Source organism: Nocardia sp. N2S4-5 (assembly GCF_044628355.1).
Lineage (GTDB): Bacteria > Actinomycetota > Actinomycetes > Mycobacteriales > Mycobacteriaceae > Nocardia > Nocardia wallacei_B.
The window spans coordinates 3,483,834-3,498,994 of sequence record NZ_JBIUPM010000001.1 but is presented as its reverse complement, the minus strand read 5'-3'; the positions used below and the strand labels follow the sequence as shown (position 1 = coordinate 3,498,994).

The following is a 15,161-nucleotide window of genomic DNA, read 5'->3' as shown; positions in this document are numbered from 1 at the left end:
GTCAATACTGTTGACTCCTGCTCAATAACCCCTTACGCTCGGGTACATGAGTCGCAAGGTTACAGACAAAGGCGTCGACCGGACCGCCCGTCATGTACACGTTCTGATCGTCGGCAGCGGGTTCTCGGGTCTGGGCTTGGCGATCCGGCTCAGCCAGCAGGGTCGCGACGACTACCTGGTGATCGAGCGTGGCAGCGATGTCGGTGGCACCTGGCGCGACAACACCTATCCGGGCGCGGCCTGCGATGTGCCGTCGCAGCTGTACTCCTACTCCTTCGCGCTGAACCCGGAGTGGTCGCGCTCGTTCTCCAAGCAGCCGGAGATCCAGCGCTACATCCGGAGCGTCGCGGACCGCTACGGCGTGCGGGACAAGCACCTCTTCGACTGCGATATGACCGGCGCCCGCTGGAACGACGCCGACGCGCGCTGGGAGGTGCAGACCTCCAAGGGCGCCTTCACCGCCGACATCCTGGTCTCCGCGGTCGGCGCGCTGTGCGAGCCGAACCTGCCGGATATCAAGGGCATCAACGACTTTCAGGGCAAGATCTTCCACTCCGCGCGCTGGGACCACGACGCCGACCTGACCGGCAAGCGGGTCGCGGTGATCGGCACCGGCGCCTCGGCGATCCAGATCGTGCCCGCGATCGCGCGGCAGGTCGCGCACCTGGACGTCTACCAGCGCACCGCGCCGTGGCTGCTGCCGCGCATCGACCGCCCGTACACGCTGCCCGAGCGACTGGCGTTCAAGCATGTGCCGGGCGTGCAGAAGCTCTCGCGGGCCGCCATCTACGCCGCGCGCGAAACCCAGGTGGTCGGCCTGGCCAAGTTCCCGCCCGCGATGCGGGTGCTGGAGGGGATCGCGCGGGCCAAGCTGGCCTACGAGGTCCGCGACCCGGAGCTGCGCCGCAAGGTCACCCCGAACTTCCGGATCGGCTGCAAGCGCATGCTGATCTCCAACGAGTACTACCCGGCGCTGGGCCGCGACAACGTCGACCTGGTCACCGACGGCATCGAGGAGATCCGCGCGGGCTCGATCGTCACCACCGACGGCACCGAGCGCGAGATCGACGCGCTGGTCGTGGCGACGGGCTTCCACGTCACCGACTCGCCCGCCTACGAGGTCGTCGCCGGTCGCGACGGCCGCACGCTCGCCGAGGTCTTCGACACCTCCGGCCAGCAGGGTTACAAGGGTGCGGCGATCGCCAACTTCCCCAACATGTTCTTCCTGCTCGGCCCGAACGTGGGCCTGGGCCACACCTCGATGGTGTACATGATCGAGTCGCAGATCGCCTACGTCGCCGACGCGATCGCCACCGTCGAGCGGCTGGGCCTGCGCACGGTCGAGGTGCGAAAGGACGTGCAGGACAAGTTCAATCGGGAGCTGCAGGGCAAGCTGGTCGGCAGCGTCTGGAACACCGGCGGCTGCGCCAGCTGGTACTTGGACAAGCACGGCAACAACACCACGCTGTGGCCGGATTTCACCTTCCGCTTCCGTAAACTGCTGGAAAAGTTCGACGTGTCGGCGTACGACACCTCCAGGAATGCCGACGGGGCCGCTCGGTCCGATCTGAAAGTGGTGGCTACATCGTGAGCAATGACGCTTACTTCCGGGGCAAGGTTTGTGTGATCACTGGCGCGGGGTCGGGTATCGGCCGCGCCCTGGCCGAGAACCTGGCCCGCCGCGGCGCGAAACTCGCGCTGTCCGACATCGATAACGACGGGCTCGCCGAAACCGTCCGGCGCTGTGAGGCTTTGGGCGCGCAGGTGAAGTCCGACCGGCTCAACGTCGCCGAGCGCGAGGCCGTACTGCTGTACGCCGACGAGGTGAAGAAGCACTTCGGCGTGGTGCATCAGGTGTACAACAACGCCGGCATCGCCTTCCACGGCGAGGTGGCCGACTCCCAGTTCAAGGACATCGAGCGCATCATGGATGTCGATTTCTGGGGAGTTGTCAACGGCACCAAGGCATTCCTGCCGCTGTTGATCGAGTCGGGCGAGGGGCACGTGGTGAACGTGTCCAGCCTGTTCGGGCTGATCGCGGTGCCGGGCCAGAGTGCTTACAACGCGGCGAAATTCGCGGTGCGCGGCTTCACCGAGTCACTGCGCCAAGAGATGCTGGCCCGCCGTCATCCGGTCAAGGTCACCTGCGTGCACCCCGGCGGCATCAAGACCGCGGTGGCGCGCAACGCGACCTACGCCGAGGGCATCGACGCGAAACAGTTCGCCTCGTTCTTCGACAAGAAGCTGGCGATGCACTCCCCGGAGATGGCCGCGCAGACCATCACCGAGGGCGTGCGCAAGGGCCACGGCCGGGTGCTGATCGGCTGGGAGGCCAAGGCGCTGGATCTGTTCGTCCGTACCACGGGTTCCTACTACCAGCGCATCGCGAACCTGGTGAACAGCCGGTTCCTCCCCTGATCGCATGAAAGTTCCTGCTATGCCTGCTGTTTCGCTGCCGCTGCCGATCGCCCGCGCGGTACTGCATCCGGTTTTCCGCTACTCCATGCACCACCGTCTGCCCTGGCAGTTGCAGCGGGCGCTGCTGGATGCCGGGTCGGTCCTGCAGGTGCTGCCCGGTGGCACTCGGGTGCACCGGATGACCCTGGGCGGACGTCCGACCGAGCGGGTCACCGTCGCGGCGGACGAGACCACGGCGACCGCTCCCGGCGCGCGGCCGGTGGCGGTGCTGTACCTGCACGGCGGCGGCTACACCGTCGGGTCGGCGGCGACGCACCGTTCGCTGGTGGCGCACCTGGCGCGGGACCTGCGGTGCCCGGTCTACGTACCGGAGTACCGGCTGGCGCCCGAGCATCCGTACCCGGCCGCCCTCGACGATGCCGAGGCGGCTTTCCTGGAGTTGGTGTCGTCCGGGCTGCGGCCGGAAGACATTGCGGTGTCCGGTGATTCGGCCGGCGGCGGGCTGTCGCTGGCGCTCGCGCTGCGGTTGCGCGACGAGCACGGCATCGCTCCCGCGGCGCTGGGCCTGATCGCGCCGTGGGCCGATCCCAATCAGGTCCCCGACCGTGCGCGGGATCTGGTCATCAACAAGGCGTGGTCGCGCGCCTGCGCCGCCGCCTATCGGGGCGACGCCGACGGCCTCGATCCCGGCTACGCGCCGCTGTTGGGCGACCTGCGCGGCCTGCCGCCGACCTACATCCAGGTCGACGCGGGCGAACTGCTGCACGAGCAGTGCGTGCGGCTGGTGGCGGCGTTGGAGCGGGTGGGCGTGCCGACCCGGTTCAGCGTCACTCGCGGGCTGTGGCACGTCGCGCAACTGCAGGCCTCGCTGGTCGGACCCGCCGCGGCGGCGACGCGCGAGCTGGCCGGTTTCCTCGGCGAATCGCTGCGAGCAGCGCAAACACGGTCCATAGGATAGAACTCGGGCGGTCTACCGGCTCGCGCGCACGCGGCGGGGAGGCGGGCGGGTGCGGCCGTCCCGAGTGGCGTAAATTACCGGTGAGTAAACCACGTGGAAGGGCACCGATGCGAGAGTTCGAGGTCCCGGCGACCTACACCATCCCCGAGGACGCCAATATGTCCGACGGCGCGTTCCGGCATGCCGCACGCACACCGGGACTGGTGGTGTTCAACCGGCCCGACGGTCAGGGCGGGTGGACCGATGTGACCGCGGCCGAGTTCGCCGAGGCCGTCACGGCCGTGGCAAAGGGCCTGGTCGCCGCCGGGATCGAACTGGGCGACCGGGTCGGCATCCTGGCGTCCACGCAGTACGAGTGGGTCGTGCTGGACTTCGCCATCTGGGCCGCCGGCGGCTGCACCGTCGCCATCTACGACAGCTCCTCGGCCGAGCAGGCCCGCTGGATCCTGGCGGATTCGGCGACCAAGCTGCTCGTGGTCGAGAAGGCCGCGCACCGCGCCACCATCACCGAGATCGAGTCCGGTCTGCCGGAACTGCGCGAGGTGCTGCAACTGGACGACGGCGCGATCGATGCCCTGATCGCCCGCGGCAAGGATCTCGACGACCAGGTCGTGCACGACCGGCGCGCGCAGGTGAAGGCGGCCTCTCCGGCGACGCTGATCTACACCTCCGGCACCACCGGCCGTCCCAAGGGCGTCATGCTCTCGCACGCGAACCTCTACGCCGAGTCGGCCGCCGACCGGTCGGCGATGCAGGAATTCCTGCGGCCGGGCCGCCGCTCGCTGCTGTTCCTGCCGCTGGCGCACGTCTTCGCCCGCGCGGTGGCGCTCGCCGCGTTCGACGCCGGGGTCACCGTCGCGCACACCGCCGACTGGTCGACGCTGGTCGAGCAGTTCGGCCAGTACAAGCCCGACTTCATCCTGTCGGTGCCGCGCGTGTTCGAGAAGGTCTTCAACGGCGCCAAGCAGAAGGCGCACGACGGTGGCAAGGGCAAGATCTTCGACGCCGCCGCCGAGACGGCCATCGCCTACAGCGAGGCGCAGGAAAAGGGCGGCGCCGGACTGGGTCTCAAGCTCAAGCACGCCGTCTTCGACAAGCTGGTGTACGGCAAGCTGCGCGAGGCGATGGGCGGGCGCTGCGAGACCGCGGTCTCCGGCGGCGGTCCGCTGGGCGCACGGCTCGGGCACTTCTTCCGCGGCGCGGGCGTCATCATCTACGAGGGCTACGGCCTCACCGAGAGCACCGCGGCGGTGTCGGTGAACACCCCCGAGCATGTCCGCATCGGCTCGGTCGGCCGCCCGCTGCCCGGGCACGCGGCCAAGATCGCCGAGGACGGCGAGCTGTTGCTGCGCGGACCGGTCGTATTCGGCGGCTACTGGAACAACCCGACCGCGACCGAGGACGCCTTCGCCGACGGCTGGTTCAAGACCGGCGACCTGGGCGCGCTGGACGCCGACGGTTTCATCACCATCACCGGCCGCAAGAAGGAAATCATCGTCACCGCCGGCGGCAAGAACGTGTCCCCGGCCCTGCTGGAGGATTCGCTGCGGGCGCATCCGCTGATCAGCCAGGTGATGGTGGTCGGTGACGGCAAGCCGTTCATCGCGGCCCTGGTGACCCTCGACCCGGAGGCGCTGCCGGGCTGGAAGGAGCGCAAGGGCCTGCCCGCCGATCTGACGATCGAGAAGCTGATCGAGCTGCCGGAGCTGAAGGCCGACGTGGACGCCGCGGTCGCCGACACCAACAAGCTGGTGTCGCATGCCGAGCAGATCAAGAAGATCCGCATCCTGCCGGTCGACTGGACGCAGGAGACCGGCGAGCTGACGCCGAAGATGTCACTGAAGCGGGCCGTGGTCATGAAGAACCACGCGGCCGACGTGGAGGCCATCTACAACGGCTGAACCGATGAATTCCGAGCGTGGCCGTCGTCCTACCTAGGACGGCGGCCACTGCCGTCGGTCCGGCCACGTTCTCATTCGAGGAGGCAACCCGTGACGGCTGTGAATCCTTATCTGATCTTCAACGGCAACGCCGAGGAGGCGTTCACCTTCTACCGGTCCGTACTGGGCGGCGAGCTACAGCTCATCCGCTTCAGCGAGATGGGCGACGGCGGCAATCTGCCCGACGAGGTGAAGAATCTGATCGCCCACGCCGCCCTGCCGCTGCGCGGCACCGACCACCTGCTCATGGCGTCCGACGCCCCGCCGGGAGAAACGGTCAACACCGCCAACCCGGGTTACGCGGTCTCGCTCGAGGTCGACACCCGCGAGGAGGCCGAGCGCATCTTCCGGGAACTGTCGGCGGGCGGCGAGGTGACCATGCCGATCGGCAAGACGGAGTGGGCCGAGCTGTTCGGCATGGCGACCGACAAGTTCGCCGTGCCGTGGATGGTGGGCTACACGGCCGCCGAGTAGTCGCGTGGAAGTCGCTGTCCGACGACGGTTGTCGCGGACAGCGCTCGCATTCGGCCCCCGGGCGGTATGGCAGAGGAGCCTCGCCGCGGAACGGCGGAGATCCATAAACCGCTCACGCGCTATCCGTCCACACGGTCAGCGCTCCGGTCCAGAAGTCGTGCCGTATCGCATTCCACAACGGCGCGAGCTGCGGCCACCGCTGCCGCGCTTGCACCAAGTCCAGGTGGTCACCCGGCGCGAGAGTCACCACCGCCGAACGATCGCTGATGGCGTCTATGCCGACTACGAGGATCTGCTGGCGGGTCGGGTCGCGCCGCCAGGTCACCCGCAATCCATTGCATTCGGTGTGATGCACGTCGGTGGACACGGTGCACTCACCACCATGTGGCCGGGGTTGTAGCCGAGAACGTATGCTGCCGAACGAATTTCGCGGCCGCAGTGTCGCCGTGATCGGCGCGATACCGGAAATAGGCCAGTGCGCCCGTGATCCCGTCCGCCGGTTCCGGTGCGGGTGGTCCAACTGTGCGCAGCGCGGCCGCCTGGGCGTAGTCGCCCAGGCGTTCGCAGCGGCCGAGTTGGGCGTAGTAGTGCGCTTGCGCGGTCAACGTCTGCGGCGGCGCGATGTGGCCGACCTTCCGCGGTCCCCACGCGCCGCTCATCCGCTCCACCCCCATCCCGGCAGTACCGACCAGCGCGCGAAACTTATACGCGGCTCGACGGTTTCGACATCCGCGGCGCTCATCACCGCGTGCAGCAAGAGCACGTCCAGATGTGCGGGTGCGGGGGTGATCACTGCGTCGGCTTCGGTGGCGCGTACTCGATCCACTAACGGGATCAGGTCGACGTCCGGCGGCCACACAACGCGATATCCCAGGTGGCGCGCCAATCGCCGCACCTGTGCCGTGTCCCATTCCGGCGCGAGGCTCACGGTCAGGTCGATCCACCCGAGCGCGATCGGTGGATTCCATATCACTGCGTCATCTCGCTGTGCTCCGCCCGCTTCCTCGTCCGTGTTTTGGTCGGGTTGCGTGGCGCTGTATCTTGGCTGGTCATTAGCCTGTTGCCTCCATTGCTACGCATTGGGTTCGAGCCGTAACCTGTAGCCAACCGTTGGTAGCGACCACGGACCAGAGCACGCACTGAGCACTGATGAGGCACGACAGAGGCATTGCCCCGCTGAGCTTTGGAGTTGCAGGGGCGGAAGGCGGAGCTATGGCGGTTGTGGGGCGTGGCGTGCGTCGCGATTTCGCGCAGCGCCGTAAGGCTCTCGGATTTACTCAAGAGTCGTTGGCCGCGCATTTGAACGTGGAGCGGTCGACCGTGGTGCGGTGGGAGGCTGGTAAGTGTGAGCCTTCGGCGTGGCTGTGGCCCAAACTTGCCGTTGCGTTGAAGGTTTCGCCCGAACAACTCAGGGACCTTCTTGCCGACGGCACTACAGTCCTACAGCCCGCTGTCGCGGTTCAGATGGACGCGCCGCTGCACAATTTGGACCCTTCGATTGCCGAACCTGTCCAGCGGGGGAGAATCGGCGAGGGCGTAGGAAATATGAACGGTAGTGACGTGATGACTATGCGATCATTTCGTTCGGCTGATCGGAAGGTGGGCGGTGGTCATCTCTATTCCACGGTCATCAACTATTTGCAAAGTGATATAGCACCACGGCTGTTCGGGGGAGATCATGACGTAGGCGGTCGATTTGTTTTCGCTGCGGCGGCAGGGTTGACCGAGATGGCGGGATGGATGGCTCATGATGCTGGACGTGATGATCGAGCCTATAGCCACTTCGGGCGTGCACTGGAATTGTCCAAGGTTGGGCAAGACCGACAGCTTAGCGTCCATATCCTGGCAACCATGAGCCACTTAGCTCATCACCGATCGCAGCCGCACCATGCTATTCGCTTTGCTAAAGCGGGCGAACAGGTTTTAGCCGACGAGCCGCGAAATCCTGAGCTTCGAGGCGCGCGTGTTTGCTATGCAGGCGAAAGGGTTCGCATCTTTGCGGAAGCCACACGAGACACTAACGTTTCTGGAACGTGCGGAGAAATCGCTGGAAGGGTCCCACGACGGAGAGCCTTCAACATGGGTCAGCAATTTCGACGAGGGCTCACTGGCCAGCGTTGCCGCCGGTTGTATGCAGCAGCTCGGAAAGCCGTTGCACGCACAACGTCACGCTGAAAGAATTATGGAGCTGCGACCTGTCGAGCGAACGCGTAGCCGGGCGCTCGGCCAAATACTCCTCATGGTTTCCTTAGTTCATCAGGATGAACCCGAACAAGCGTGCAAAATCGGGCGTGATGTGATCGCTTCCACCCAAACTTTGAGCTCATATCTAGTGATCCAACGACTCCGAGATCTCCGACTGCTGATGGAGCCGTATAGCTCTGTAGCACTCGTCCGTGAATTTCTCGAATGTCTGGACGATGCGTTGCGTCAGCGACTGTGGTTGTCGCGGGGGCTGGGAAGATATGTGCCCGAATTTCCATTGCCCTCTACCAAAGGGTGACATGAATTCCGACACGCCGCTATATAAACGTGACCCCCAAGCATGGCGGGAACATCTCGCAGAGGGCAATGCGAAGCAGCCGCGTAAGCGTGTAGGAGCTGACGCAATTATTCGGGATGGACGCGGCCGTTTCCTGTTGGTCGACCCGAAGTACAAGCCTGATTGGGATATCCCCGGTGGTATGGCGGAAGCAAACGAACCACCGATCGACGCCGTGCGACGAGAATTGAACGAGGAACTCGGACTGCATCTGCCGACTACCAGAATGGCGCTGTTGTGCCTGGACTGGGTCTCGCCACACGGAGTGTGGGACGACTCGTTGATGTTCGTATTCGATGCCGGAACGCTTACCAGCGACCAGATAGAGGGGCTGTACCTCGCGGATTCCGAGCTTGCAGCGTTCGAATTCTGCACGCCGGAACAAGCGCGACGGCGGCTACGGCCGTATATTTGGTTGCGCGTGAGCGCCGCCTTGAGAGCTGCGGAAGGGAACCGTGTCGCGTACCTTCACGACGGCGTACCTATCTCGAATCAGATTGGCGAAGTTTAGGCTGGTAGGAAGTAACCGAGCTTTCTGCAAGATTACCTCAATCCGATTTCAGCCTACTGGGCCTTCGGCCAGTTCGACCTTGGCGTTCTGGGTTTGTCCGGTGCGGTCGACCCAGGTGACGTTCACGTTGTCGCCGGGATGGTGCTTGTCCATTGTCGCGATCAGGGCGTTGGCCGAGTCGATGCGGTCGCCGTCGATTCCGGTGATCACCGTGCCGGGGGCCAGTCCGAGTTCGTCGGCCGGACCGCCGCGGACGATATTGCGGACCAGTGCGCCGGCGCCGTTCGCATCGCTGACCGTGAGGCCGAGGAAGGCCGTCGGGCCGATGTGCACGGTGCCGGAAGCCGTCCCGGCCTGAATCTGCTTCGCGATGGTGAGCGCCTTGTTGATCGGGATGGCGAAGCCCTGACCGCCGCCCGCGCCGAGCCGGAATCCCTGCGAGGCCGCGGTGTTGACGCCCACGACCTGGCCGGAGCTGTTCACCAGCGGCCCGCCGGAATCGCCGGGCTGGATATTCGCCGCGACCTGGATCAAGCCGGTCAATTGTTCTGAGCTGCCGGAGGATTCGTCGCTCGCGGTGATGGAGCGGTTCAGCGCGGTCACCTTGCCGCCCGCCGCGGTCGGGCTGCCCGTGCCACCGGCATTGCCGACGCCGACGATCTCGTCGCCCACCGCGACCTTGTCGGAATCACCGAGTGGGGCCGTCGGCAGGCCGGACGCGCCGGACAGTCGCAGCACCGCCAGATCGTTCGTGCGGTCGTAGCCGAGCACCGAGGCGTCGTAGGTCCGGCCGTTGGCCAGGCTGGTCACCTCGATGGCGGTGGCGCCCTCGACCACGTGATTGTTGGTCAGCACGGTGCCGTCGGAAGTGAGCACGATCCCGGTGCCCGCGCCGCCCCCGCCTTGCAGGCCGAGCTGGGTGTTCACCGTGACGATGCCCGGAACGACCTTTTGCGCCGCCTCGCCGAGATCGGCCTTGCTCTGCGCGTCGAAGGCCTGCATCACATCGCCCGACTGGGCCGGTGGCGCGGTGTGGACGTGCTGCGACGTCTCGAAGCGCGCGGCGACGAACCCGATGGCGACGGCCAGGGCCAGCACGATGGCGGCCACGACGGTGAAGTTCAGGCCGTGCCTGCGGGGTGGCCGCGGCGGTTCATAGGGATGCAAGGTCATCACGTCCTCGTATGGTCAATGCCTCTGTATCCATTAAGCGCGAGATTCCTGAGAGCCCGCTGGGTTGTGGCCGTGGAACTGGCAACGTGCGCGACCTCACGTTCGGGGTACCCGGTTCCCCGAGGTTCTGACGAATGTGTGACGTCGCGGTCCGCTGCCCGCTTTCCGCCCGCTCGGTCGCGGGAAACCGCAGTACGCTCGCGCTATGACCGGATCTGGACTGCGGGCGGCCGGTGGCGTGGTGGCCGCCGGGCTGGCGCTGGGCGTCGCCGAACTGGTGTCGGCGGCGATCAATCCGGGCAGCGCGCCCTTGGCGGCGCTCGGCTCGACGGTCGTGGACCGCACGCCGGACCGGGTCCGCGAATGGGCCATCGACACCTTCGGCACCAACGACAAGCTGGTGCTGTTCGCGTCGATGGGTCTTGTCGCGCTCGGCGTCGCGGCACTCGCCGGTCGACTGGAGCGGACCGATCGCCCGATCGGATCGGCCCTGTTCGCACTCTTCGGCGTAGTCGCCGCGGTCGCGGCGACAAATCGCCCGCCTGCGTCCTGGACCTGGTCCCTGCCCACAGTGATCGGTGTCGCACTTGGAATAGTCATGCTGCGCTGGATAATTCGACGCTGCGAGGCTCTGGAGGGCGCCCCGGCAGCGTCAGCGGCAGGCGGCCACGATGAGCCGGGGGCCTCGGGTGTCGGTGAGTCTGCGGAGAGCGTTACTTCGGCTGATGCGGAGGCGGGTGCCTCGTCGGCGGAGGGCGGGAGTGTTGCCGGGGCGGGGGCCGGTGCCGGGCGGGACGACGGTGCATTTTCCGGCGCCGTTGGTGAGGCGGGTGGGGGAGCGAGGGCGGCGGGCATTGCGGCAGGGCGGGACGAGGAGCGGGCACGCTCTGCTCGAGGCGTGGAAAGTGCTACGGCGACAACAGGTTCCGGCGGGAGCGGTCGGGAGATGGGACGTCGGCAGGTGGTGCGCGGGATAGTCGGTGTGGGGGTGCTCGCGGGTGCGGCGGGGGTGGCGGGACGGCTGTTGGGGGTTCGGGCGCATAGTGTTTCGGGTGAACGGGCGGCGGTGGAGTTGCCCGCGCCGCCGGTCGCCGGGCCGCCGGTCGATCCCGCCGCGGACCTCAGGATCCCCGGGATCACGCCGTATCTCACGCCCAACAGCGACTTCTACCGGATCGATACCGCGCTGGTGGTGCCGCAGGTCAGCACCGAGACCTGGTCGCTGCGGATCCACGGCATGGTCGAACGCGAAATCCGGCTCGGTTACGCCGATCTCGCGCGGCGCACGCCGGTCGAGCGGCTGGTGACGCTGGCGTGCGTGTCGAATCCGGTGGGCGGCGACCTGATCGGCAACGCCCGCTGGCTCGGCTACCGCCTGGACGAACTGCTCGCCGAAGCGCGGCCGCACCCCGACGCCGACATGGTGCTCTCCCGCAGCGCCGACGGCTTCACCGCGGGCACCCCGCTCGCCGCCCTCACCGACGGCCGCGATGCCCTGCTCGCCGTCGGCATGAACGGCGAACCGCTCCCGGTCCGGCACGGCTACCCGGCCCGGCTGGTGGTCCCGGGCCTGTACGGATACGTGTCCGCCACCAAGTGGGTCACCGAGCTGGAGATCACGAGATTCGACCGGGCACAGGCATATTGGACCAAACGGGGCTGGTCGGCGCTCGGCCCGATCAAAACCGGCACTCGTATCGACACCCCGCGCGTGGGCGCCCGGGTGAGCGCGGGTCGCATCCCCGTCGCCGGTGTCGCCTGGGCCCAGCACCGCGGCATCACCGCCGTCGAGGTCCGAATAGACGACGGCCCATGGCAACCCGCCCGCCTCGCCGCCGAACCCTCCCTCGACACCTGGCGCCAGTGGGTCTACGACTGGGACGCCACCCCCGGCCCCCACACCCTCCGAGCCCGAGCCACCGACGACACCGGCGAGCCCCAAACCTCCGAACTCCGCGACGTCGTCCCCGACGGCGCCACCGGCTACCCGAACGTCACGGTCCGAGTGACCTGACCTGGTCGGCTTATGCTTGTACGGACCTCCGGATCGAGCCGGAATCTGTGATGCGAGGAGCGCACATGTCCGAAGTTTTCGACTGGGCGCGGGAAGAGAACCTGCAACCGGCCCCGATCACGTTGGATATCTGGCGCAAACTTCCAGAGGACTTCTGCCGTCTGGTGGAAGTCGTCAACGGCGAAGCGGTGCGTGCCGAGTCGCCGAACCGGCCGCACCAGAAAGCGGCACGCCGTCTCGCCGACATGGTAGAGGCGGCGGCGGAGGCCCATATGGCTCGTTACAACGACGGCTGCCTGGACGTCGACACCGACTTCGATGTAGTGCTGTGGGAGTTGCCGCGGGTGACGATCCGGCGGCCGGATGTCGCGCTGTTCCGATGCGCTCCTGCCGAGTTACGGCCGCTTCCCGCGTCGATGATCGAATTGGTGATCGAGATCGTATCGCCCGGGACCGAGCGCATCGACATCACCGACAAACTGGCGGAGTACGCGCAAGCGGGTATTCCGTGGTATTGGATCGTCTGGATCGCCGACAATCGTGTGGTCTCGATCGACACGCACGTCCTCGATCATGTCGTGCGGCAATACCGCCCGCATGGGAAACTGACGCCGTCCGAAGGCGAAACGATGGTCGACGTTCCGGTCGAAATTCGAATCGAATGGGGTCGGCTCGACGCGCTCGTACGCTGAGCATGGCCGTTTCCGTAGCCGAATCCGTTGCGGCGCACGCACGTCGGCCCGGTGCGAGTGCACCGGGCCGACGCGGCGGGTTCAGTGGCCGATGTCGGCGGGAACCTTTGTGTCGTCCGGGGTGTTCTGTGCCGACTTGGCGCCGATGAACAGGGCCGAGGCGGCTACGCCGATCAGAAGGATGGCGGCGGGGAGGAGCATCGACTGGCCCAGGGCGGTGCTGAACTTGTCGATGATGAACTCCGGGAGCTTGCCCGCGGCGGTGCCGCCGCCCTCGGAGGGGCTGGTGTCGCCGAGGCCCTGGGCCGTCATTCGCGCGGAGACCAGTGCGCTGATCGCGGCGCTGCCCAGCACCGAACCGACCTGGCGGGTGGTGTTGTAGACGCCCGCGCCCGCGCCGGCCTGGTGGACCGGCAGGTTGCGGGTGGCGGTGGAGGCCAGCGGCGCCCAGATGCACGAGTTGGACAGGCCGGCGACCGCGGCGATCACCAGGAACAGCGGGATGGAGCTGTCGGGCTTCATCAGCGCGGCGAAACCGAACACCGAGGCGGCGAACAGGGTGAAGCCGACGGTCGGCAGGATGCGCGGCGGCATCCGGTCGGACACCTTGCCGATGAACGGTGCGGTGAGGCCGGTGACGATCGCCATCGGCGCGAATACCAGCGCCGAGCGGGTCGGCGAGAACTCCCGCACCGCCTCCAGATAGAAGTACGACGGCACCATCAAGGCGGTGATCGCGGCGCCCATCGCCGCGATGGCCACGCTGGACAGCGCGAAGTTGCGGTCGCGGAACAGGCTCAGCGGCACCAGCGGCTCGCCCTTGTTGCGTGCCTGGTTGACCACGAACAGCCCCAGCACCACCAGCCCGGCGATGATCATCGCCCAGATCCAGGCGTTCCAGTCGTGCGCGTTGCCCTCCTGAATGCCGAACACCAGCAGGAACATTCCGGCCGCGCTGAGCACCACGCCCACCACGTCGAACTTGTGCTCCTGCGTATCCAGCGACGGCACCAGCCACACCGCGAGCACGAAGGCGATGATGCCGATCGGCACGTTGATGTAGAAGATCCAGTTCCAGCCCTGCCAGTCGACGAGCACGCCGCCCAGAATCGGGCCGACCAGCGTGGCCAGGCCGGCGACGCCGCCCCACAGGCCCATGGCCGCGCCGCGCTTGTCCGGCGGGAAGGTGCGGGTGATCACGGCCATGGTCTGCGGCGTCATCAGCGCCGCGCCCAGGCCCTGCACCGCGCGCGCCGCGATCAGCATCTCGACGTTGGCGGACACCGCGCACCACAGCGAGGCGGCGGTGAACACGGCCAGGCCGATCAGGTAGATGTTCTTGGGGCCGTAGCGATCGCCGAGCCGGCCCGTCACCAGCAGCGGCACCGCGTAGGCGAGCAGGTAGGCGCTGGTCACCCAGATGACCTTGGTGATATCGGTGTGCAGGTCGGTCATGATCGCCGGGTTGGCCACCGCGACGATGGTCATATCCAACAGGATCATGAAGAACCCGACCACCAGCGCGTACAGCGCCGGCCACGGATTACGTTGAGTGGTCATGGTTTTCGTCCCGTTCCAGGAAGTCGAAGTAGGTAGTTCTCGCGTCAGGCGGTGGTGGCGCCGCCGCCGCGCAACTCGGCCAGCACGTCGTCGGTGACGGCCGCGCCCCAGCCGTGGCCGAGGTGGCCGGTGTCGGTGGGTGCGGCTACCCGCACGCCGTCGGCGGTGAACTCGTCCCAGGTCAGCGCGCCCGACTCGAGGTCGAGGGCGAGGCGGCGCAGCCACGCCAGTTCGGCGTCGAGCTGCCCGCGCAGGTATTCGATCACCATCCAGTAGCGCCGGGGCACCTGGTGGGTGGTGAGCCAGTCGTGCAGTGCGTCGATCTCGGTGACGTCGTTGTCGAGCCAGCCGATGCGTTCGCGGATCAGCGCGATCACCTCGTCCCTGGGCAGATTGTGTGCCTCGGACATGGCCAGCGGAAAGATCGGGTACTCGCGGATGGGCCGGCGGATGAGGTCGGCGATCCGGGTACGCAGCGCGGCGGTGCCGGATTCGGCGATCCGGTACGTGGTGCGTTCGGGCCGGTTGCCTGCCCGATCCGTGCCCTCGGCGTGCACGAGTCCTTGCTCGGCCAGCCGCGCCACCGTGTGATACAGGGAGCCCGGGCGGATCTTGAGCAGATAATCCTCCCGGCGCTGCAGCAATAGTTGATACATCTCGTACGGGTGCATCGGCCGTTCCTCCAGCAGCGCGAGCACCGCCATCGCCAACGGCGTCAGCGTCGCAGCCGGCTGCTTCGTCATCGTGGAACTCCCTCCGTGCGAAATATTCCACGCCGAATATACGGTGCGGAACCCGTCCTGAACAAGAGTCCATGACGACGGTCACAGAAGACGGCGAGTGATGCGGCGAGTCCACAAACGAACGCCGGGCCGAATC

General features: G+C 66.9%; 15 protein-coding genes and 1 pseudogene. 9 read left to right on the top strand and 7 right to left on the bottom strand.

What is annotated here, in order from left to right:
• Positions 1 to 46 precede the first annotated feature (46 nt).
• From ACFMRZ_RS15895 to ACFMRZ_RS15875, 5 genes are all read left to right on the top strand, one after another.
• Entirely contained in the window at positions 47 to 1,591 is a 1,545-nt protein-coding gene (locus ACFMRZ_RS15895; protein ID WP_400179772.1) for a flavin-containing monooxygenase, read from the top strand.
• The gene (locus ACFMRZ_RS15890) at positions 1,588 to 2,418 is read left to right on the top strand and encodes an SDR family oxidoreductase (RefSeq protein WP_280270863.1); all 831 of its coding nucleotides are present in this window, start codon (positions 1,588 to 1,590) and stop codon (positions 2,416 to 2,418) included. The genes ACFMRZ_RS15895 and ACFMRZ_RS15890 overlap by 4 nt, the downstream gene beginning before the upstream one ends.
• 19 nt (positions 2,419 to 2,437) lie before the next feature.
• Positions 2,438 to 3,376, top strand: coding sequence for an alpha/beta hydrolase (locus tag ACFMRZ_RS15885; RefSeq protein WP_400179771.1), 939 nt, complete (start codon positions 2,438 to 2,440; stop codon positions 3,374 to 3,376).
• Positions 3,377 to 3,483: 107 nt separating this feature from the next.
• A complete protein-coding gene (locus ACFMRZ_RS15880; RefSeq protein WP_400179770.1) occupies positions 3,484 to 5,277 on the top strand; it encodes an AMP-dependent synthetase/ligase in 1,794 nt (597 codons plus the stop codon).
• Between the two features lie 90 nt (positions 5,278 to 5,367).
• Positions 5,368 to 5,790 (top strand): VOC family protein, encoded by a 423-nt coding sequence (locus ACFMRZ_RS15875; protein ID WP_400179769.1) that lies wholly within the window; start codon positions 5,368 to 5,370, stop codon positions 5,788 to 5,790.
• Positions 5,791 to 5,902: 112 nt separating this feature from the next.
• Here the strand turns inward: ACFMRZ_RS15875 and ACFMRZ_RS15870 are convergent, their stop codons facing one another.
• The 3 genes from ACFMRZ_RS15870 to ACFMRZ_RS15860 are packed head-to-tail and all read right to left on the bottom strand — an operon-like array spanning position 5,903 to position 6,763.
• On the bottom strand, positions 5,903 to 6,157 hold the full coding sequence (locus tag ACFMRZ_RS15870) for a hypothetical protein (RefSeq protein ID WP_400179768.1): 255 nt from the start codon (positions 6,155 to 6,157) through the stop codon (positions 5,903 to 5,905).
• A gap of 7 nt (positions 6,158 to 6,164) precedes the next feature.
• Positions 6,165 to 6,449: a hypothetical protein gene (locus ACFMRZ_RS15865; RefSeq protein WP_400179767.1), complete on the bottom strand. Its 285-nt coding sequence runs from the start codon at positions 6,447 to 6,449 to the stop codon at positions 6,165 to 6,167.
• Entirely contained in the window at positions 6,446 to 6,763 is a 318-nt protein-coding gene (locus ACFMRZ_RS15860) for a hypothetical protein (protein ID WP_400179766.1), read from the bottom strand. Before ACFMRZ_RS15860 ends, ACFMRZ_RS15865 begins: the two co-directional genes overlap by 4 nt.
• 176 nt (positions 6,764 to 6,939) lie before the next feature.
• Between ACFMRZ_RS15860 and ACFMRZ_RS15855 the strand changes: the two are divergent.
• Positions 6,940 to 7,197, top strand: a pseudogene (locus tag ACFMRZ_RS15855) (helix-turn-helix transcriptional regulator); the annotation flags it as partial.
• Positions 7,198 to 7,365: 168 nt separating this feature from the next.
• Here ACFMRZ_RS15855 and ACFMRZ_RS15850 read toward each other — a convergent pair.
• Positions 7,366 to 7,629 carry a hypothetical protein gene (locus ACFMRZ_RS15850; protein ID WP_400183065.1) on the bottom strand — a complete coding sequence of 88 codons (264 nt, stop codon included), beginning with the start codon at positions 7,627 to 7,629 and terminating at the stop codon, positions 7,366 to 7,368.
• Between the two features lie 665 nt (positions 7,630 to 8,294).
• Between ACFMRZ_RS15850 and ACFMRZ_RS15845 the strand changes: the two genes are divergently transcribed.
• Positions 8,295 to 8,843 carry an NUDIX domain-containing protein gene (locus ACFMRZ_RS15845; protein WP_400179765.1) on the top strand — a complete coding sequence of 183 codons (549 nt, stop codon included), beginning with the start codon at positions 8,295 to 8,297 and terminating at the stop codon, positions 8,841 to 8,843.
• A gap of 48 nt (positions 8,844 to 8,891) precedes the next feature.
• Here ACFMRZ_RS15845 and ACFMRZ_RS15840 read toward each other — a convergent pair whose 3' ends face one another.
• Complete coding sequence (locus ACFMRZ_RS15840) at positions 8,892 to 10,016, bottom strand: S1C family serine protease (RefSeq protein WP_400179764.1); 1,125 nt, start codon at positions 10,014 to 10,016, stop codon at positions 8,892 to 8,894.
• A 205-nt stretch (positions 10,017 to 10,221) separates the two neighbouring features.
• On the opposite strand from ACFMRZ_RS15840, the gene ACFMRZ_RS15835 reads away from it, so the two are divergent.
• Both ACFMRZ_RS15835 and ACFMRZ_RS15830 read left to right on the top strand, forming a co-directional pair.
• Positions 10,222 to 12,030 carry a molybdopterin-dependent oxidoreductase gene (locus ACFMRZ_RS15835; RefSeq protein ID WP_400179763.1) on the top strand — a complete coding sequence of 603 codons (1,809 nt, stop codon included), beginning with the start codon at positions 10,222 to 10,224 and terminating at the stop codon, positions 12,028 to 12,030.
• 65 nt (positions 12,031 to 12,095) lie between these two features.
• Positions 12,096 to 12,722 carry a Uma2 family endonuclease gene (locus ACFMRZ_RS15830; protein ID WP_400179762.1) on the top strand — a complete coding sequence of 209 codons (627 nt, stop codon included), beginning with the start codon at positions 12,096 to 12,098 and terminating at the stop codon, positions 12,720 to 12,722.
• An 81-nt stretch (positions 12,723 to 12,803) separates the two neighbouring features.
• On the opposite strand, the gene ACFMRZ_RS15825 is transcribed toward ACFMRZ_RS15830, so the two are convergent.
• Positions 12,804 to 14,282 (bottom strand): DHA2 family efflux MFS transporter permease subunit, encoded by a 1,479-nt coding sequence (locus tag ACFMRZ_RS15825; protein ID WP_400179761.1) that lies wholly within the window; start codon positions 14,280 to 14,282, stop codon positions 12,804 to 12,806.
• A 44-nt stretch (positions 14,283 to 14,326) separates the two neighbouring features.
• Complete coding sequence (locus tag ACFMRZ_RS15820; protein ID WP_400179760.1) at positions 14,327 to 15,025, bottom strand: PadR family transcriptional regulator; 699 nt, start codon at positions 15,023 to 15,025, stop codon at positions 14,327 to 14,329.
• Positions 15,026 to 15,161: the final 136 nt, after the last annotated feature.